We start from the raw sequence: 18,409 nt of genomic DNA, 5'->3' as shown, positions 1-18,409 counted from the left end.
CAGGTGATTGAGAGGCTCGCCGGCACGTCTGGCCGGCCTCGCCCGCGCAATCAGAGCAGGTCATTGCCGCCCTGATATGATCGACGAGTCTATGTCGTTGATGTCGCGCTTGCCGCAGAGCGCCATGGTGATGTCCATTTCCTTGCGGATGATGTTGAGCGCCAGGGTGACGCCTTCCTTTCCCATGGCGCCGAGCCCGTAAAGAAAGGGGCGGCCGATATAGGTACCCTTGGCGCCAAGCGCCACGGCCTTCAAGACGTCCTGGCCGGAGCGGATGCCGCCATCGAGATGGACTTCGATGCGGTCGCCGACGGCATCGACGATCTTCGGCAGCATGCTGATCGAGGAGGGGGCGCCATCAAGCTGGCGGCCGCCGTGATTGGAGACGATGATCGCATCGGCGCCGGTGTCGGCTGCGGCCTTCGCATCCTCCGGATCGAGTATGCCCTTGATGATCAGCGGGCCGCCCCATTGTTCCTTGATCCAGGCGACATCCGACCAGGACAGCCGCGTGTCGAACTGCTCGTGCGCAAATGTCGGCACCGAGGCGACATTGGCGACATTCTTTGCATGGCCGACGATATTGCCGAAATATCGGCGCTTCGTCTTCAGCATATCAAGGCACCAGAGGGGCCGGGTTGCCATCTGCCAGAGATGTTTCGCGGTCAATTTCGGCGGGGCCGAGAGACCGTTGCGCAGGTCCTTGTGGCGCTGGCCGAGGATCTGCAGGTCGGCGGTCAGCACCAGCGCCGAGCATTTCGCGGCCTTGGCGCGACGGATGAGGTCGAGGACGAAATCCTTGTCTCTCATCACGTAGAGCTGGAACCAGAAGGGACGCGTCGTCACTGAGGCGACGTCCTCGATCGAGCAGATGCTCATCGTCGAGAGCGTGAAGGGAACGCCGAATTCTTCCGCTGCGCGCGCGGCCAGCATCTCGCCGTCGGCATGCTGCATCCCGGTCATGCCGGTCGGCGCGAGCGCCACCGGCATGGACACTTTCTGGCCGATCATCGTCGTTTCGAGCGTGCGGTCGCTCATGTCGACCAGCACGCGCTGGCGCAGCTTGATGTCGCCGAAATCGCTTTCATTCGCCCGATAGGTGGATTCCGTCCAGGCGCCCGAATCCGCATAGTCGAAGAACATTTTCGGCACGCGGCGCTGCGCGAGTTTTTTCAGATCGTCAATGGTGAGCGGAGTGGCCATGAATCGAACCTTCTACACGTATAAATGCGACCATCGCCCATAACATGAATCCCAAAAGGAGCGTTACGGGAAACGGCCGCCCCAGACGGTCTTCACTGTACCTTGTTGGCGGGAACCGATATCGTCAAAGCCCTGTTTTCAAGGCAATGCCGGAAACGTAGGTCTCGGTGATCGCTCTGTCGTCGCCCATCGTCTGAAGCAGGAAGAGTTCCTCGGGCAGGGTCTTTACCGTTTCCATCTTCAGCGCCATGGCCGGCGTCGCGGCCGCGTCGAGGACGACGAGGTCGGCTTCGGTGCCAGGGTCCAGCGTGCCGATCCGGCCGGCGAGCGACAGCGCCTCGGCATTGCCGCGGGTCATCAGGTAGTAGCTTTCCAGCGGGTTCAGCCGTTCACCAAGCAACTGCTGGATCTTATAGGCCTCGTCCATTGTTTTCAGCATCGAATAGCTGGAGCCGCCGCCGATATCGGTTGCGACACCGATGCGGACCGGCTTTTCGCGTCGCGCCAAGGCCTTCAATGGAAAGAGGCCGGAGCCGAGGAAAAGGTTGGAGGTCGGGCAGTGAACGGCGACGGCGCCGGCCTCGCTTATGACATCGGCCTCGCGTTCGGACAGGTGGATGGCGTGGCCGAAGAGACTCTTCGGCCCGAGCAGACCATAGCGGGCGTAAATGTCGGTATAATCGATTGCCTCGGGATAGAGCTCGCAGGTGAATTTGATCTCGTCGTGGTTTTCCGACAGATGCGTCTGAATGTGCAGGTCGGGAAATTCGCGGGCGAGCGCTGCTGTCGCTTCCATCTGCGCCGGCGTCGAGGTGATGGCGAAGCGCGGGGTGATGGCGACGTGGTTGCGGCCCTTGCCGTGCCAGTCCGCTATCACCTGGCGGGTCTCGTCATAACCCATCTCGGGCGTGTCGAGCAGGCCCTGGGGGGCGTTGCGGTCCATCATCACCTTGCCGCCAACCATGCGCATATTGCGCTTCATCGCCTCGGCGAAGAAGGCGTCGGCCGAGGTCTTGTGCACGGAGCAGTAGGCGACCGCCGTCGTCGTGCCGTGGCGGATCAACTCGTCGTAGAAATGTGTGGCGATCCTTTCGGCATGCGCGCTTTCGACGAAGCGGCATTCCTCGGGGAAAGTGTAGGTGTTCAGCCATTCGAGCAGGTTGGCGGCATAGGAGGCGATCACCTGCATTTGCGGAAAATGCAGGTGCATGTCGATGAAGCCGGGGAGGATCAGATGCGGGCGGTGATCGATCTCGGCCGTGCCTTCGGCGGCTTTCGCCTTGATCTCGGCATAGGGGCCGACAGCGGCGATCAGCCCGTCCTCGATCAGCAGGCCGCCGTCTTCCTCGTAGAGATAACTCTGGCTGTCGGCGAGACTCAGGGGCGCGCGATGGAAAGAGAGGAGGCGGCCGCGAAGAAGTGTCGACGTCATTGTTTTTTGCCTTCGACTGCGCTTTCGAACCAGGCGACGAGCAGCCTGCGTTCGTCCGGCGTAATATCGGTCACGTTGCCGGGTGGCATGGCATGGCTGCGGCCTGCCTGTATATAGATTTCCCGGGCATGGGCGGCAATTTCCGCGTCGTTTTCGAGCATCACGCCTTTCGGTGGCCGCACGATGCCTTCATAGGCGGGCTCGGCGGCATGGCACATGGAACAGCGCGTCGAGACCAGCTGCTTGACGGCAGGAAAATGCGGATCGCCGGCGAAGTGCCGGAAGGCGGGGGCGACTGCCGCCGTATCCGCATCGCCGGTCAACAGCTTTGGCGCGGTCGAAAGCCACATGATCAGGATGAAGAGGACGACGGTGACGATCCAGGTCCAGGTCGGGCGGCCTTTCCTCGCATGGGTGGTGTTGAACCAGTGGCGGATGGTGACGCCCATCAGGAAGACGAGCGCCGCAATCACCCAGTTGAACGCCGTACCGAAGGCCAGCGGATAATGGTTCGACAGCATGAAGAAAATGACGGGCAGCGTCAGATAGTTGTTGTGCAGCGAACGCTGCTTGGCAATTTGACCGTATTTCGGATCGGGCGTGCGCCCGGCGATGAGATCGGCGACGACGATCTTCTGGTTCGGAATGATGATCATGAAGACGTTGGCCGACATGATGGTCGCAGTGAAGGCACCGAGATGCAGGAAGGCGGCGCGGCCGGTGAAAAGCTGCGTATAACCCCAGGCCATGAAGACGAGCACGACATAGAGCACTGCCATAAGACCCCAGGTATCCCGGCCAAGCGGGGATTTGCACAGCAGATCGTAGACGACCCAGCCGAAGGCCAGTGACGCCAACGAGATCAGGATTGCGACCGTCGGCGTGATATCAAGGACGTGGCGATCGATGAGAAAAAGGTCGGCACCGCCATAATAGACGATGCAGAGCATCAGGAAGCCCGAGATCCAGGTGAAATAGCTCTCATATTTGAACCAGGTCAGATGCTCAGGCATCTGAGCGGGCGCCACCAGATATTTCTGGATATGATAGAAGCCGCCGCCATGAACCTGCCATTCCTCGCCATAGGCGCCGGGCGGCAGATGCGGGCGTTTCACCAGTCCGAGATCGAGCGCGATGAAATAGAAGGACGATCCGATCCAGGCGATCGCGGTAACGACATGGAACCAGCGCGCCGCGAAGGCGAGCCATTCCCATGCTATGGCATATTCATACATTGAGTTCCCCTATCTTCCTCCGACTCGTGACATTGCGGAAAATTTGCCGGGGAGGGAAGAGGAGAATGATGAACCGCACATGCCCTTTGCAACGTGGCGAGCGTCGCGGGTCACGCCAGTCGCCAGCGATGTTGCCGAGGTCGCCAATCGCGGACGCACAGCCGATCTGTTACCCCCGTGCCTAAAAGCTGCCGAGAAGGCCATGCATTATTACTGTCTCATATTGGATCTGCTAAAATTGGCGGATCTTGAAACTATGATGAGCGGATACAGTTAGGTTTGCAGGCCGCCGGCATGAAATAACAAGAACCGTTGGAGATCGGCGGCGCATTCATCGACGGAGAGATGCCCATGCGCAGCATTCTGACGTGTGTAATGATGGCATACGCATCGTTGGCGATGGCTCACGACGCACCTTCGGGGTGGAGTTATGACCCCTATTGTTGCAATGGCGACAGTCATAATGGCGATTGCCAGATGATTCCGTCCAAAAGCGTCGCGGTGACACCAAACGGATATCGTGTGACATTGATGCCGGGCGACCACCGGCTGGTCACGCATGCTCACGTCTTTCTGCTGCCGATGACGAAGGCGATGCAATCCGGCGATGGTGATTATCACCTCTGTCTGTTCCCCAACGAGAACACGCCGCGCTGCTTCTACGCGCCGGAAATGGGATTTTGAAGCCGAACCTACTAAGCCCTGTTCAGGTTGATTGGCCCTGATGCGTTTGTCGGGTCAGGTTCCGGCGGCGTTCATCTCCTCCAGGATCCAATTGCGGAAGGCCTTGATCTTCGGCACGTTGCGGCGATTTTCGGGATAGGCGAGCCAGTAGGCCTTGCCGTCGCTGCGGGTTAGATCGAAGGGCTGGTAGAGCCGGCCGAGCGCGATTTCGGCCTCATAGAAGGCAGGGTGAAGGATGGCGATGCCGTGGCCGGCCATCGCCGCGTCGGCTTCCATCGCCTGCGAGCCCAGCTGGTTGCGCGGGCGTCGATCGAGATCCGTATCGGTGACGCCGGCAGCCTCGAACCATTGTTTCCACCAGATGTCGCCGGCATCGAAGAGATCGAATTTCAGCAGATCGCGCGGCTCTTTGATGCCCCCTGCCGATTCCGCCAGCTTGGGGCTCAGCATCGGCGTGAACTCCAGGCCCATCAACCGGTGCAGCGCGAGCCCCGGCCAGTTACCGTCGCCCCAGCGGATGCCGACGTCGATCTGCTCGCGGCCGAAGTCGATGATGTCGGAGGTCGCCTGAAACCGAACCGCGATCGCCGGATGCTTCAAATGGAAGGAGCCGAGGCGCGGCGCCAGCCATTTCGACGCGAAGGTATGGGTCGAGCTGATGGCGAGCGTGCCTTCGACGCTGTCGCGCGCCGTCGCCATCGCGTCATGCAGCATGGCGAAGGCTTCGGTCACCTTCGGGGCCAGCCGTACACCGGTCTCCGTCAGCGCGATCTGGCGTGGGCGACGCAGGAAGAGCGGCTCGCCGACATTATCCTCCAGGAGCTTGATCTGGTAGCTGACGGCCGTCTGCGTCATTCCGAGCTCGTCACCCGCCTTGGTAAAGCTGCCAAGCCGGGCGGCGGCTTCGAAGACGCGCAGCGCATTCAGCGGAAATTGCTTCGAAAGTTTCATGGATAAGTTCTCTTGATGTATGCAGACGATCGTTCGATTGGAATTGCAGCATTTTTCGCGGCAGACTGCAACTCATACCATCAATCTGATGAGGTGACGTCATGGATTGCCATGCTATCGAAGAGAGCCAGCCGCAACGGAACAGCAGTGTTTTCCTACGTCTTGCCGGCTGGCTCATGGCCAGTTTCCACCGCTTGCCGCGCCTCGATCTTACGGCCGCGCCCGATCGGGTTAAGCGCGATCTCGGTTTCCTCGACGGGCGCGATCCGTATTATGAGGACGAGCGCATGCGGTAGGCCGCAAGCGCCGTCAGGATCTCGGCAGCGGTCATGGCGGCGATCACTTCGGGGCGCTTGTCCCTGACCGTCGAGCCGCCGATCGGCAGCGTCAGCCGCTCCATCCAGCCGTGCTCGCCGTCGCCTTCGCGTGAAAGCCAGCTTGCGAGGGTGGCGCGCTTGGTGGCGGAGCCGATCATGCCGGTATAGGCGAGGTCGGTTCTCGCAAGCGCCTCGCGAGCGATGAGGAAATCCAGCGCGTGGTCATGGGTCAGGATGACGACCGCGCCGCCGGCGGAAATATCTTTCACCAACGCTTCCGGCATTGGCACGAGCCGGGCCTTGATTTCATCCGGCAGGTTGGCAAGCTCTTGCTGTCTCGTTTCGACGACCGTCACCGACAGCGGCAGCGGCGCAAGGGCTGCCGCCAGCGCCCGGCCGACATGGCCGGCGCCAAAGAGAAAAACCTCCGGCAGGCGCTCAATCTCGCCTGCAAGCCTTGCCTTGAGCTCATCCGTCAGCGCTTGCGTCAACCGCCGAAACCGCAGTTGCGTGCGCCCGCCGCAGCATTGGCCGATTTCGGGGCCGAGCGGGATGTCCATGATGGCCGTTCCGCCGGTTCCAGCCAGAATCTCGCGCGCTTTTGCGATTGCCATGAACTCGAACTGCCCGCCACCGATCGTGCCCCAGAGGGCGTTCGCCGAAACAAGCATGAAAGCGCCGGCCTCGCGCGGAGTGGAGCCTTGCGTGCCGGTGATGTCGACCAGGACGCTCTCGGGGTGGGCGGCGAGGAAGGTGGGGAGGTCCTTCATGGCAAGGCAACCGATGGGTATGTGGCTGCGGTCCCCCCCTCTGTCCGGCAGGACAGAGGGGGGTGCCACCCACTCGGCCCGTCCTGCTCAAACAACAAATCAGCCGGACGCATCCTACACCCGCTTCATCCGCTCCACAGCCATCAGCACCCGTTCCGGAGTCGCCGGCGCATCGAGTCTCGGACAGACGTTATAATCGGCGACGCTAGCGACCGCCATCGACAGGGCTTCCAGCACCGAGATCGCCAGCATGAAGGGCGGTTCGCCGACCGCCTTGGAACGGCCGATCGTCGCTTCGGCATTCTCTGACCATTCGGCCAGCCGCACGTTGAAGATTTTCGGCCGGTCGGAGGCGAGCGGGATCTTGTAGGTCGACGGGGCATGGGTGCGCAGCCGTCCCTTGTCGTCCCACCAGAGCTCTTCCGTCGTCAGCCAGCCCAAACCTTGGACGAAGGCCCCTTCGACCTGGCCGAGGTCGATCGCCGGGTTCAGCGAGCGGCCGACATCGTGGAGAATGTCGGTGCGGTCGATCAGATATTCACCGGTCAGCGTATCGATCGAGACCTCGGTGCAGGCGGCGCCGTAGGCGAAATAATAGAAGGGGGTGCCGCGGCCGGCCTTACGGTCCCAGTGGATCTTCGGCGTCTTGTAGAAGCCGGCGGCTGAAAGCTGGACGCGGGCGAAATAGGCCTGCTTGATGAAATCACGGAAGGGGATCTCGAACTCGCCGACGCGCACGCGGTTTGGCAGGAAGACGACGTCGGAGGGGGCCACATCCCATTTTTCGGCGGCAAAGGCCACCAGCCGTTCCTTGATCTGGCGGGCGGCATCGTAGGCCGCCATGCCGTTCAGGTCCGAGCCGGAGGAGGCGGCGGTGGCCGAGGTGTTCGGCACCTTGGCGGTCGTCGTTGCGGTGATCTTCACCCTAGAGATATCGATCTGGAAGCTGTCGGCCAGCACCTGCGCCACCTTGGTATAGAGGCCCTGGCCCATTTCGGTGCCGCCATGGTTCAGGTGGATCGAGCCGTCCTGATAGATATGGACGAGGGCGCCGGCCTGGTTGAAGGCGGTCATGGTGAAGGAGATGCCGAATTTGACCGGCGTCAGCGCGATGCCCTTTCTGATGTAGCGGCTGTCGCGGTTGAAGGCGATGATGGCGTTGCGTCGCGCCCGGTATTCGGCCGTCTCCTCCAGTTCGTCGACGACACGGGCGATGATATTGTCCTCGACCTCCTGGTGGTAAGGCGTCAGCGTGCGCCCGGAGCCCGGCTGGCCGTAGAAATTCAGCTTGCGAATATCGAGCGGATCCTTGCCGAGGGCGTAGGCGATCTCCTCGATGAAGCGCTCGGCGCCGAGCATGCCCTGCGGACCGCCGAAGCCGCGGAAGGCGGTGTTGGAGACCGTGTGCGTCTTCAAGGGTTTCGACTGCAGATGCACATGCGGGTAGAAGTAACTGGAATCAGCGTGAAAGAGGGCCCGGTCGGTCACCGGCCCCGAGAGATCGGAGGAGAAGCCGCAACGCGCCGCATAAGTCGCATCGACAGCGTGAATACGGCCGTCAGCGTCGAAGCCCACTTCGTAATCGACGAGGAAATCATGGCGTTTGCCGGTGGCGCTCATATCCTCGTCGCGGTCGGGGCGGAACTTGATGGCGCGGCCGAGCTTCTTGGCCGCAAGGGCGGCAAGGGCCGCGAACTGGCTGCCCTGTGTTTCCTTGCCGCCGAAGCCTCCGCCCATGCGGCGCACATTGACCGTCACCGCGTTCGAAGGGATGTCGAGCACATGGCCGACGATGTGCTGGATCTCGCTCGGATGCTGGGTCGAAGACCAGACGGTTACCTCGTCATCCTCACCGGGAAAGGCGACGGCGATATGGCCTTCGAGATAGAAATGCTCCTGTCCGCCGATGCGCATTTGGCCTTTCAGCCGCATGGGTGCGTTCGGCATTTCCGTTTCCGGCTCGCCGCGCTGCAGCGTCATCGGCGTGGTGACCAGCGGGCTGCCGTTTGCAAGTGCGCTGTCGATATCGCTCCAATGCGGGAGGTCGCGATAGGCGATCTTCGCCAGCCAAGCGGCGCGGCGGGCGGCCTCGCGCGTCTCGGCGATGACGGCAAAGATCGGCTGGCCGTGGAACTGAACCAAAGTTTCGGCGAGCAGCGGCTCGTCATGGCTGCCGTTGGAGCTGACGTCGTTGACGCCGGGCACGTCCTTGCCGGTGAAGACCCAGACGACGCCGGGATAGGCGGCGACCTCGGAGAGATCGATGCTGAGGATTTCGGCGTGTGCCCGGTCGGAGAGGCCGAGCGCGCCGTGCAGCAGGCCGGCGGGTTCGGGGGTGTCGTCGATATATTCGGCCGTTCCGGTAACGTGTTTGTGCGCGGAATCATGGCGCAGAGAGCCGTACATTGGGCCCGAGATGACGACTTTGGGGTCTTCGAAGGTGGACTTGTCCATTAGATCAGCCCTCCGCGAACGGAGTTAGGAAATGCGGCTACTCCGCACTCCCTCATTCCTTTGCCCTCAGGGCTTCGCCCGAGGGATGTCACAGGAATCCAGCCACGGCGCGTCTGCGCCGTGAATGACTCATATGACGCTGAGGAAATGTCTCCTGCGCCCAGGGACTTGGGCGCGCTGAATTCCTGTGCCAAGCACAGGAATGAGGGAGAGGAGGAGACCGCGACTATTCCCATCAAGGCTTGCATTCCGGGCGTTCTGATCAATTTCTCCATCACGCCACCTCCTCGAACCGCTTCAGCTCCGCCGGCGCGCCGACAGTTTCCAGATAGAACCGCGTCAACAAATTCTTCGCCGTCAACTGGCGGTATTCCGCCGTGGCGCGCCAGTCGGTGAGCGGTTGGAAATCGACGTCGAAGGCGGGGCGGGCGGCCTCGATCGTTGCTTCAGTCCAGGATTTGCCGATCAGTTCGGTCTCCACCGTGCGAGCGCGTTTCGGCGTTGCCGCCATGCCGCCGTAGGCGATGCGGATGTCGGTGACGATCTCCGCGTCGTCGAGGGTCAGCAGGAAGGCGCCGAGCACGGCGGTGATGTCCTCGTCGCGGCGCTTGGTGATCTTGTAAGCGGCAAAGCGGCTGTTTGCGGGATAGGGCACGAAGACGCTCTCGACGAACTCGCCGGGCCTGCGGTCCTGTTTGCCGTAGGCGATGAAGAAGTCCTCGAGGGGGATTTTGCGCTGGCCTTCGAGGGAGCGCAGCGTCAACGTCGCCCCGAGCGCGATCAAGGGCGGCGGACTGTCGCCGATCGGGGAGCCGTTGGCGATGTTGCCGCCAATCGTGCCCATGTTGCGCACCTGCTCGCCACCGATGCGGTCGATCAGCCGCCCGAGCGCCGGGATTTTCCGGGCGATCGCTTCGAAGGCCCTGGTGTAGCTGACGCCAGCGCCGATGGTGACGCCGTCCTCGCTTTCGGTGACGGTCTGCAATTCGCTCAGGTGGTTGATGAATACGACCGGGCTCAGCCGCCGCATCTGCTTCGTCACCCAGAGGCCGACATCGGTCGAGCCGGCAACGACGGTCGCGTCGGGCTCCTGCGAGAGAACTTCGGCCAGTGCCTGGACAGAAGCCGGCACGATCAACCGGTCTTCGCCTTTGGCAATCCGGATGGTGCCGCTCGCCTGCATGGCCCAGAGCCGTGCGATGATTTCCGAGCGCGTGCGCTCCAGCGGGTCGAACAGCGCGCTCGGGCGCATCAGGCTCACCTGCTCGGCGGCCTTGACGATTGGCTCGTAGCCGGTGCAGCGACACAGATTGCCTTGCAATGCCTTTTCGATCTCGCGGCGACCGGGTTTTTCCTTTGTCAGCCATAACCCATAGAGCGACATCACGAAGCCCGGGGTGCAGAAGCCGCATTGCGACCCATGACAATCAACCAGCGCCTGCTGCACCGGATGCAGCGCGCCATCCCGGCCGGCCAGGTGCTCGACCGTCACCACGTGCGTGGCGTGCAGCGAGCCGGTGAAACGGATGCAGGCGTTGACGGATTCATAGGCAAGCTTGCCGTCGACGAGCCGGCCGACGAGCACGGTGCAGGCCCCGCAATCGCCTTCCGCGCATCCCTCCTTGGTGCCAGTGAGGCGCCGCTTCAACCGCAGAAAATCGAGAAGCGTCTCGGTCGGCCCGACATCGGTGAGCTCGATGTCCTCGCCATTCAGGATGAAGCGAATGCTGTCGTTCATGATATTCCCGGTTATGTTTTCCAAATGGTTAGGCCGCCGTCCAGCCACCGTCAATCGAGATGTGGGTTCCGGTCACCTGGCAGGCGGCATCGCTCGCAAGGTAGATCGACAGCGCACCGATCTCCTCGGCCTTGACGAATTCGCGCGTCGGCTGCGCCTTGAGGATGACTTCGCTCTTCACCTGCTCCTCGGTCATGCCGCGCGCCCTGGCGGTATCGGGTATCTGCTTTTCGACGAGCGGCGTCAGCACATAGCCGGGGCAGATGGCGTTGACCGTCACGCCGAACTCCGCAAGTTCCAGCGCCGCTGTCTTCGTCAAGCCTAATATACCATGTTTTGCCGCCACATAGGCGGATTTGAAGGGGGAGGCGACGAGCCCGTGAGCCGAAGCGATGTTGATGATGCGGCCATATTTCTTGGCTTTCATCAGCGGAATGGCGGCGCGCATGGTGTGAAAGGAGCTCGACAGGTTGATGGCGATGATCTGATCCCATTTTTCGACCGGGAAATCCTCGATCTTCTCGACATGCTGAATGCCGGCATTGTTGACGAGGACATCGACGGTGCCGAAGGTTTTTGCGGCGGTTTCGATCAGGTCGGCGATCTCGGCGGGCTTGGTCATGTCGGCGGGATGGTAGATTGCCCGGCCCTTCGATACCGATTCAAGCCGCTCGACGATCGCGTTGATTTCATCGGCATTTCCGAACCCGTTGATAACGACGTTGTCGCCGGTTTCGGCGAAGGCGGTAGCGATCGCAAGACCGATGCCGCTGGTGGAGCCGGTGACGACGACTGATCTGCTCATGCTGTTTCTCCGTGAATGCCGATGCTGCGTCGCAGCGTTAGCCTCGAGGTTATTCCCAAAGGCGGCAGGCTGGCAATTCCGCTTTATTCGCTTTTCTCGCCCGCATCCGTGTCCTATTGATTTGCCATGATAATCAGCGTGGAGCATTTCCGTTTTTCTCCGAATCACGGAAATGCTCTATCTCTTTGATCCACGCAATTCCGGACGCAAACCGCTACGCGCTTTTGCTGGAATTGCTCCAGGGAGAAGGATTTCATGAGCGGATATGTTCTGGCGATCGATCAGGGAACAACGTCGACACGGGCGATCGTTTTTGATGGCACCATGCAGGTCGTCGGCAAAGGCCAGAAGGAATTCACTCAAATCTATCCGCGCTCCGGCTGGGTGGAGCATGATCCTGAGGAGATCTGGGATTCAGTCGTCTCCACCATCCATATGGCGCTGCGTGAAGCCAAGGTGATGGCGAAGGACATTGCCGCGCTTGGCATCACCAACCAGCGCGAGACCGTTGTTGTGTGGGAGCGCGAGACCGGCCGGCCGATCCAGAATGCCATCGTCTGGCAGGATCGACGCACGGCGAGCTACTGCGACAACCTGAAACGGCAGGATCTGGAACGGGTTTTCACAAAGAAGACCGGACTCATCCTTGATCCCTATTTCTCTGGCACGAAGCTCTCCTGGATGCTTGCTAATGTGAAGGGGGCGCGGGCGCGTGCGGCCCGGGGCGATCTCTGCTTCGGGACGATCGACACCTTCCTGATCTGGCGGCTCACCGGCGGCAAGAGCTTCGTGACGGATGCCACCAACGCCTCACGCACGCTGATGTACAACATTGCCGAAAATGCATGGGACGAGGATCTGCTCGACATTCTGAGAGTGCCGGCCGCCATGCTGCCTGAGGTCAAGGATTGTGCCGCCGATTTCGGCACGGTCGATTTAGAGATATTCGGCGCTGCCATCCCGATCCTCGGCGTCGCCGGCGATCAGCAGGCGGCGACCATCGGCCAGGCCTGTTTTGCGCCGGGCATGCTGAAATCGACTTACGGCACGGGCTGCTTTGCGCTGCTCAACACCGGCACAGACATGGTGCGTTCGAAAAACCGGCTGCTGACAACAATCGCCTATCGCCTCAACGGCGAGACGACCTATGCGCTTGAGGGCTCGATCTTTATCGCGGGTGCTGCCGTGCAATGGCTGCGGGACGGGCTTCGCATCATCGGCAGTGCCGCCGAGACCAACACGCTTGCCGAAAAGGCCGATCCGACGCAGGAGGTCTATCTCGTGCCCGCCTTCACCGGCCTCGGCGCGCCATATTGGGATGCCCAGGCGCGCGGCGCGATTTTCGGGCTGACGCGCAACAGTGGGCCCGCTGAGCTTTCCCGGGCGGCGCTCGAAGCCGTCTGCTACCAGACCCGCGACCTGCTCGACGCCATGCAGAAAGACTGGAAGAACGGCGCCGAAGATACGGTGCTCCGCGTCGACGGCGGCATGGTCGCCTCCGACTGGACGATGCAGCGCCTCGCCGACCTGCTCGACGCGCCGGTCGATCGCCCGGTGATCCTGGAGACGACGGCGCTGGGCGCGGCCTGGCTCGCCGGCAGCCGGGCGGGGGTGTGGCCTGACAGGGATGGGTTTTCGGCGACATGGAAACGCGACCGGCGTTTCGAGCCTGACATGGACGAGAAGGTGCGGGCGGCAAAACTCAAGGGTTGGAAGAATGCGGTCAAGCGGACGCTTACCGAAGGCTAGCCTTCGGTAAGCGCCTTGGTTCCTGCAACCGCCGCTGACCCGGATAATTTTTTGATGCGGCCTGTCGGCTAAGCGGTTACTCCTTCGTCATTCGGAAAGAGGAGTGACCGATGCTTTATGCAATCCTTTGTTACGCCCATGAGGAAACCGTCTTCGCCTGGACCAAGGAGGAGGAGGCTGCCGTCATGGAAAAGCTTTACGCCGTGCAGGAGCCGCTTGCCAAAGCCGGTAAGCTGGGTCCCGTCGGTCGGCTGATGCCGACGACGGCGGCGACGACCGTTCGCAAGGGCAAAGACGAGGCTCTCGTCATCGACGGGCCTTTCGCGGAAACGAAAGAGGCGCTTCTCGGCTTTTACGTGGTTGACTTCGAAACGCTGGAGGAGGCGGTCGCCTTCTCGAAACAGCTATCCGCGGTCAATCCCGGCTCCTCCTCTTACGAAATTCGGCCTTTCTACGTGTTCAGGCCGGGAGATGCTGCATCATGACCGACATTGCCTGGATCGACCTCGCGCTTGCCTCGGCCCGCCCGAAGGCGCTCGGCGCGCTGCTGCGCTATTTCCGCGATCTCGATACCGCGGAGGAGGCGTTTCAGGAGGCATGCCTGAGGGCGATCCGGACATGGCCGGAAAGAGGACCGCCGCGCGATCCGGCGGCATGGCTCATTTTCGTCGGTCGCAACAGCGGCATCGATGCGGTGCGCAAACGATCGAAGCTGCAGGCGTTGCCGGACGAGGACGTCATTTCCGATACTGAGGATGCCGAAAGCGACATTGCCGAGCGGCTGGATGCTTCCAATTATCGCGACGATATCCTGCGGCTTCTCTTCATCTGCTGCCATCCCGATCTGCCGGCGACGCAGCAGATCGCGCTGGCGCTGCGCATCGTCTCCGGCCTTTCGGTGACGCAGATCGCGCGCGCCTTCCTGGTCTCCGAAAGCGCCATGGAGCAGCGCATCACTCGGGCCAAGGCGCGCGTCGCCAAGGCGGGCGTGCCTTTCGAAACGCCGAGCCCTGAGGAGAGGGCCGAACGCCTGTCGATCGTCAGCACGATGATCTATCTGATCTTCAACGAGGGCTACACCCAGGCGAATCCCAAACATGAGGCGGCCGCCTTCAGCGACGAGGCGATCCGGCTGGCACGGCTGATGCTGCACATGTTTCCGTCCGAACCGGAACTGATGGGGCTGCTTGCGCTCATGCTTCTGCAGATATCGCGCCGCCCGGCGCGTTTCAGCGCCGAAGGCGAGATCGTGCTGCTCGAGGATCAGGACCGCTCTCTCTGGAACCAGCTTTTCATCAATGAGGCCCTGGCGCTGCTCGACAAGGCGCTACGCCACCGCCGGCCCGGCCCCTACCAGCTTCAGGCGGCCATCGCCGCCATCCATTCGCGCGCGAAACGTGCCGAAGACACCGACTGGACGGAAATCGATCTGCTTTACCGGGCGTTGGAGCGTATTCAGCCCTCGCCTGTCGTAACGCTTAATCGCGCGGTCGTCGTTTCCAAGCTGCATGGGCCGCAGGAGGCGCTGGATCTCATCGATCCGCTCGGCGAGAAACTCGGAGGCTATTTCTATTATCACGGTCTGCGGGGCGGGCTGCTGAAGCAGCTCGGTTTGACCAGCCAGGCGCGCGAAGCCTTCGACCATGCCATCGCGCTTGCCCATTCGGCGGCGGAAGCCGCGCATATCCGCCGGCAGATCGACAAGATGCAGGAAGAGGCGGCGCAGCCGATTGCAAATTAATTCTTCGTGGTGTCGGAACGGCGAAGTTTACACGTCCTTGTAACAACCTGAGACGAAACAGGTTTCATTCAAACGGAGAGATGTTGAAATGACCGCCAGCACGCAACATGAACTCGTCCTTATCAGGGAATTCCACGCCCCGCGCGATAAGATCTTCAAGGCATGGACCGATCCGGATCTCGTGAAGCAGTGGTTCGTCCCGCGCCCGTGGAGTGTGGCAGACGCGACGCTCGATGTGCGCCCCGGCGGCGCGAGTGTTGTCGTCATGCAGGATCCCGAGGGCAATCGGTATCCGAATCATGGCGTCTATCTCGAGATCGTCGAGAATGAGAAGATCGTCTTCACCGACGCCTATACCAGCGCCTGGGTGCCTGCCGAAAAGCCTTTCTTCACCGGCGTCATTCTGCTCGAAGACCTCGGTAACGGCAGGACGAAATATACAGCCAAGGCGCTGCACTGGCGCGCCGAAGACAAGGAAGCGCACGAGAAGATGGGCTTCCATGAGGGATGGGGCAAAGCCGCAGACCAGCTGGCGGAACTGCTGGCAAAGATGTGAGTGACAGGGACGGCGTGGTAAAGGCCGCGCCGTCCCGTGCTTCAAGTGTGGCACGAGGCGGTTTGGAAGATGATTCCACCTGTGCTTCGAAGTCGTTGAATTCAGATTCTATCCTGTGCCAATCTGCTGGTATGAAAGGGTACGTCTATATCCTCGCATCCGGACGCAACGGCACGCTCTATACCGGCGTGACGCGTGATCTTGCCGGCCGGCTATACGAGCATCAGAATGAGCTGACGCCGGGTTTTACGTCGAAGTATGGTGTCAAGACACTGGTGTGGTTCGAGGAGCATGATCTGCTGACGACAGCGATCACGCGCGAAAAGACGATTAAGAAATGGCCGCGACTGTGGAAGCTCAATCTGATCGAGCGGGAGAATCCTGAATGGGAGGACATTTCGTTTCATCTCTTGGGCCTGTGAGAGGAGAAGTCTCCTGTCGCGCGGACGCGCGACTGCTGGATTCCTGTGACAAGCACAGGAATGAGGGAGTTCTTGGCAGTCGCAGAGGTCAACAACGATGGTTCACGCAGTTCAGCATCTAACAAAAACGCTCTGAATAGTATGGGATATGGTTGGCCAGGTGCGCACCATTTGCTCCCTCATTCCTGTGCTCGTCACAGGAATCCAGCAGCGCCATGTCCATGGCGCAGGGACTCTTTGCCATCGTACAATGTTCGCTCAGTTAGATGTAGCTGAGGGTGCGAACCCTTAATAACTGCCGCCGCCTATCAAGATTCTCGAACAATCCGTTCCACAATTTGTGTTTGCGCTCCATCGCCGCCATCCTTATCTCCGGATCGAGTTCAACAGGATGCCGACGATGGAACTGGGCCTTTACACATTCGCCGATGTCAATCCCAATCCCTCCCGCAGCAAGGGAGCGGAAGGGGCCGAACGGCTGAAGCATCTGATCGAGGAGATCGAGCTTGCCGATCAGGTGGGGCTCGATGTCTTCGGGCTTGGCGAACACCATCGGCCGGACTATGCGGCGTCCGCTCCCGCGGTGGCGCTGGCGGCTGCGGCCGTCAAGACCAAAAACATCCGGCTGACGAGCGCGGTTACTGTGCTCTCCTCCGACGATCCGGTGCGTGTGTTCCAGCAGTTTTCGACGCTTGATCTCATTTCGAACGGCCGTGCCGAGATCATGGCAGGGCGTGGCTCGTTCATCGAGTCTTTCCCGCTGTTCGGCTACAACCTCGAGGATTACGACCAGCTTTTCGAGGAGAAGCTCGATCTGCTGCTGGCGCTGCGCGATGATGAGACTGTCGCGTGGAAGGGTGAGCTTCGCGCGGCGATCAACGGACGCGGCGTCTATCCCAGGCCGCTGCAGGATCCACTGCCGCTGTGGATCGCGGTTGGCGGCACACCGCAGTCGGTGGCGCGCGCCGGCGCGCTCGGACTGCCGGTGGCGCTCGCGATCATTGGCGGCGAGCCGCGCCGTTTCGCGCCGCTCTTCGATCTCTACCGCGAGGCTGCGCGCCGGGCCGGGCAGGATCAGGCGAAGCTGAAGACCAGTATCAATGTCCATGGCTTCATCGCGGACACGACGGAGAGAGCCGCCGACCAGTTCTACGGACCACAGGCGGAGGTGATGAACCGCATCGGCCGCGAGCGCGGCTGGGGACCGACGAGCCGGGCGCATTTCGATCTTTCGCGCGGGCCGAACGGCGCGCTTTTCGTCGGCGATCCCGAGCGGGTCGCGGAAAAGATCATCGCCCATCACGCGATATTCAAGAACGACCGCTTCCTGCTGCAGATGGCGATCGGCCTGGTGCCGCATGATCAGATCATGCGTGGCATCGAGCTCTACGGGACGAAAGTGGCGCCGATCGTCAGAAAGGCATTGACTGAAAAGAGCGAAGGAGTGAAAGCCTCAGTTTGAGGCGGCCGCGGCCGCCCTGTGGAAGGGCGGAACAGACGAATGGTTATCGCAAACGACGACGAACTGGTGAAGCTCAAGGAGATCGGCCGCATCTGCGCCAATGCCATCCAGGTGATGGCGGCAACGATGGAGCCCGGCATGACGACGCTGGAGCTCGACCAGATCGGCCGCAAGGTGCTCGAAGATGCGGGCGCACGCTCGGCGCCGGAGTTCTGCTATCAATTTCCGGGCGCGACCTGCATCAGCATCAACGAGGAAATCGCCCACGGCATTCCCGGCCCGCGCGTCATCCGCGCCGGCGATCTCATCAATATCGACGTCTCGGCCGAGAAGGACGGCTTCTTCGCCGATACCGGCGCCTCCTTCGCGGTGCCGCCCGTCAAGCCGAAAATCGAGCGGCTCTGCCGCGACGGTAAGCGGGCGCTCTGGGTCGGGCTCAACCAGGTGAAATCGGGCGAATCGCTGGCAAAGATCGGCACCGCCGTCGGCGCTTTCGCGCAGAAGAACCGCTATACGCTGGTCGCCAATCTGGCGAGCCACGGCGTCGGCCGCTCGCTGCACGAGGAGCCGGCCGAGCTCTCGACCTGGCCGGATCCTTCGGAAAAGCGTGTGATGACGGATGGCCTCGTCTTCACCGTCGAGCCATTCCTTTCGCTCGGCGCGACATGGGCCGAAGGCGGCGACGACGCCTGGACGCTCTATGCCGATCCGAAGGCGCCGACGGTGCAGTTTGAGCATACGGTGGTTGCGACGCGGAATGGGCCGGTGATATTGACGCTGCCGGATGGGCGGGTGTAGGGCTGGGGTCAGTGGGCTCGCCCTTGGGCTTGGAATCTTCAGGTCGCTTCGTGGGGAGCGCTCACCTCTCCTTTTTGTTCCTGTGCTTGTCA

General features: G+C 61.5%; 17 protein-coding genes. 9 read left to right on the top strand and 8 right to left on the bottom strand.

Annotated elements, in window-relative coordinates; all coding sequences use genetic code 11:
- Positions 1–60 precede the first annotated feature (60 nt).
- From NL154_RS14820 to NL154_RS14810, 3 genes are all read right to left on the bottom strand, one after another.
- A complete protein-coding gene (locus NL154_RS14820) occupies positions 61–1,203 on the bottom strand; it encodes an alpha-hydroxy acid oxidase (RefSeq protein WP_210630361.1) in 1,143 nt (380 codons plus the stop codon).
- Between the two features lie 124 nt (positions 1,204–1,327).
- Positions 1,328–2,635: a guanine deaminase gene (gene guaD, locus NL154_RS14815; protein WP_434732861.1), complete on the bottom strand. Its 1,308-nt coding sequence runs from the start codon at positions 2,633–2,635 to the stop codon at positions 1,328–1,330.
- Entirely contained in the window at positions 2,632–3,870 is a 1,239-nt protein-coding gene (locus NL154_RS14810; RefSeq protein ID WP_210630363.1) for a urate hydroxylase PuuD, read from the bottom strand. The genes guaD and NL154_RS14810 overlap by 4 nt, the downstream gene beginning before the upstream one ends.
- Before the next feature lie 351 nt (positions 3,871–4,221).
- Between NL154_RS14810 and NL154_RS14805 the strand changes: the two genes are divergently transcribed.
- Positions 4,222–4,554, top strand: coding sequence for a hypothetical protein (locus NL154_RS14805; protein WP_011426364.1), 333 nt, complete (start codon positions 4,222–4,224; stop codon positions 4,552–4,554).
- A gap of 54 nt (positions 4,555–4,608) precedes the next feature.
- Here NL154_RS14805 and NL154_RS14800 read toward each other — a convergent pair whose 3' ends face one another.
- Complete coding sequence (locus tag NL154_RS14800) at positions 4,609–5,505, bottom strand: LysR substrate-binding domain-containing protein (RefSeq protein ID WP_210630364.1); 897 nt, start codon at positions 5,503–5,505, stop codon at positions 4,609–4,611.
- 101 nt (positions 5,506–5,606) lie between these two features.
- Here NL154_RS14800 and NL154_RS14795 point away from each other — a divergent pair, with 101 nt between their 5' ends.
- A complete protein-coding gene (locus NL154_RS14795; RefSeq protein ID WP_210630365.1) occupies positions 5,607–5,801 on the top strand; it encodes a hypothetical protein in 195 nt (64 codons plus the stop codon).
- On the opposite strand, the gene xdhC is transcribed toward NL154_RS14795, so the two are convergent.
- From xdhC to NL154_RS14775, 4 genes are all read right to left on the bottom strand, one after another.
- Entirely contained in the window at positions 5,777–6,592 is an 816-nt protein-coding gene (gene xdhC, locus NL154_RS14790) for a xanthine dehydrogenase accessory protein XdhC (protein WP_210630366.1), read from the bottom strand. The two genes, NL154_RS14795 and xdhC, sit on opposite strands and share 25 nt — an antisense overlap.
- Before the next feature lie 114 nt (positions 6,593–6,706).
- Positions 6,707–9,046 carry a xanthine dehydrogenase molybdopterin binding subunit gene (xdhB, locus tag NL154_RS14785; protein ID WP_434732860.1) on the bottom strand — a complete coding sequence of 780 codons (2,340 nt, stop codon included), beginning with the start codon at positions 9,044–9,046 and terminating at the stop codon, positions 6,707–6,709.
- A 274-nt stretch (positions 9,047–9,320) separates the two neighbouring features.
- Positions 9,321–10,784 carry a xanthine dehydrogenase small subunit gene (xdhA, locus tag NL154_RS14780; protein WP_221146940.1) on the bottom strand — a complete coding sequence of 488 codons (1,464 nt, stop codon included), beginning with the start codon at positions 10,782–10,784 and terminating at the stop codon, positions 9,321–9,323.
- A 28-nt stretch (positions 10,785–10,812) separates the two neighbouring features.
- Complete coding sequence (locus NL154_RS14775; protein ID WP_221123040.1) at positions 10,813–11,589, bottom strand: 3-hydroxybutyrate dehydrogenase; 777 nt, start codon at positions 11,587–11,589, stop codon at positions 10,813–10,815.
- A gap of 255 nt (positions 11,590–11,844) precedes the next feature.
- On the opposite strand from NL154_RS14775, the gene glpK reads away from it, so the two are divergent.
- The 7 genes from glpK (at position 11,845) to map (ending at position 18,317) form a co-directional block, all read left to right on the top strand.
- Positions 11,845–13,338, top strand: a complete 1,494-nt coding sequence (gene glpK, locus NL154_RS14770) for a glycerol kinase GlpK (RefSeq protein WP_210630370.1) — start codon at positions 11,845–11,847, stop codon at positions 13,336–13,338.
- A 110-nt stretch (positions 13,339–13,448) separates the two neighbouring features.
- Complete coding sequence (locus NL154_RS14765; RefSeq protein WP_210630371.1) at positions 13,449–13,823, top strand: YciI family protein; 375 nt, start codon at positions 13,449–13,451, stop codon at positions 13,821–13,823.
- Positions 13,820–15,079: an RNA polymerase sigma factor gene (locus NL154_RS14760; RefSeq protein WP_210630372.1), complete on the top strand. Its 1,260-nt coding sequence runs from the start codon at positions 13,820–13,822 to the stop codon at positions 15,077–15,079. Before NL154_RS14765 ends, NL154_RS14760 begins: the two co-directional genes overlap by 4 nt.
- An 88-nt stretch (positions 15,080–15,167) precedes the next feature.
- Positions 15,168–15,635, top strand: a complete 468-nt coding sequence (locus NL154_RS14755) for an SRPBCC family protein (RefSeq protein WP_221123038.1) — start codon at positions 15,168–15,170, stop codon at positions 15,633–15,635.
- A gap of 131 nt (positions 15,636–15,766) precedes the next feature.
- The gene (locus NL154_RS14750) at positions 15,767–16,057 is read left to right on the top strand and encodes a GIY-YIG nuclease family protein (RefSeq protein WP_210631581.1); all 291 of its coding nucleotides are present in this window, start codon (positions 15,767–15,769) and stop codon (positions 16,055–16,057) included.
- 400 nt (positions 16,058–16,457) lie between these two features.
- Positions 16,458–17,519: an LLM class flavin-dependent oxidoreductase gene (locus NL154_RS14745; RefSeq protein WP_434732859.1), complete on the top strand. Its 1,062-nt coding sequence runs from the start codon at positions 16,458–16,460 to the stop codon at positions 17,517–17,519.
- Positions 17,520–17,558: 39 nt separating this feature from the next.
- Positions 17,559–18,317 carry a type I methionyl aminopeptidase gene (gene map, locus NL154_RS14740; protein ID WP_221123035.1) on the top strand — a complete coding sequence of 253 codons (759 nt, stop codon included), beginning with the start codon at positions 17,559–17,561 and terminating at the stop codon, positions 18,315–18,317.
- Positions 18,318–18,409 lie beyond the last annotated feature (92 nt).

The organism is Rhizobium sp. YTUHZ044 (assembly GCF_051123975.1).
Lineage (GTDB): Bacteria > Pseudomonadota > Alphaproteobacteria > Rhizobiales > Rhizobiaceae > Rhizobium.
This window is presented reverse-complemented; position numbering and strand designations above follow the sequence as displayed.

Coding starts and splice junctions, on each gene's coding strand:
- NL154_RS14820 (WP_210630361.1), bottom strand. CDS start 1,203: ATGGCCACTCCGCTCACCATTGACGATCTGAAAAAACTCGCGCAGCGC.
- guaD (WP_434732861.1), bottom strand. CDS start 2,635: ATGACGTCGACACTTCTTCGCGGCCGCCTCCTCTCTTTCCATCGCGCG.
- NL154_RS14810 (WP_210630363.1), bottom strand. CDS start 3,870: ATGTATGAATATGCCATAGCATGGGAATGGCTCGCCTTCGCGGCGCGC.
- NL154_RS14805 (WP_011426364.1), top strand. CDS start 4,222: ATGCGCAGCATTCTGACGTGTGTAATGATGGCATACGCATCGTTGGCG.
- NL154_RS14800 (WP_210630364.1), bottom strand. CDS start 5,505: ATGAAACTTTCGAAGCAATTTCCGCTGAATGCGCTGCGCGTCTTCGAA.
- NL154_RS14795 (WP_210630365.1), top strand. CDS start 5,607: ATGGATTGCCATGCTATCGAAGAGAGCCAGCCGCAACGGAACAGCAGT.
- xdhC (WP_210630366.1), bottom strand. CDS start 6,592: ATGAAGGACCTCCCCACCTTCCTCGCCGCCCACCCCGAGAGCGTCCTG.
- xdhB (WP_434732860.1), bottom strand. CDS start 9,046: ATGGACAAGTCCACCTTCGAAGACCCCAAAGTCGTCATCTCGGGCCCA.
- xdhA (WP_221146940.1), bottom strand. CDS start 10,784: ATGAACGACAGCATTCGCTTCATCCTGAATGGCGAGGACATCGAGCTC.
- NL154_RS14775 (WP_221123040.1), bottom strand. CDS start 11,589: ATGAGCAGATCAGTCGTCGTCACCGGCTCCACCAGCGGCATCGGTCTT.
- glpK (WP_210630370.1), top strand. CDS start 11,845: ATGAGCGGATATGTTCTGGCGATCGATCAGGGAACAACGTCGACACGG.
- NL154_RS14765 (WP_210630371.1), top strand. CDS start 13,449: ATGCTTTATGCAATCCTTTGTTACGCCCATGAGGAAACCGTCTTCGCC.
- NL154_RS14760 (WP_210630372.1), top strand. CDS start 13,820: ATGACCGACATTGCCTGGATCGACCTCGCGCTTGCCTCGGCCCGCCCG.
- NL154_RS14755 (WP_221123038.1), top strand. CDS start 15,168: ATGACCGCCAGCACGCAACATGAACTCGTCCTTATCAGGGAATTCCAC.
- NL154_RS14750 (WP_210631581.1), top strand. CDS start 15,767: ATGAAAGGGTACGTCTATATCCTCGCATCCGGACGCAACGGCACGCTC.
- NL154_RS14745 (WP_434732859.1), top strand. CDS start 16,458: ATGGAACTGGGCCTTTACACATTCGCCGATGTCAATCCCAATCCCTCC.
- map (WP_221123035.1), top strand. CDS start 17,559: ATGGTTATCGCAAACGACGACGAACTGGTGAAGCTCAAGGAGATCGGC.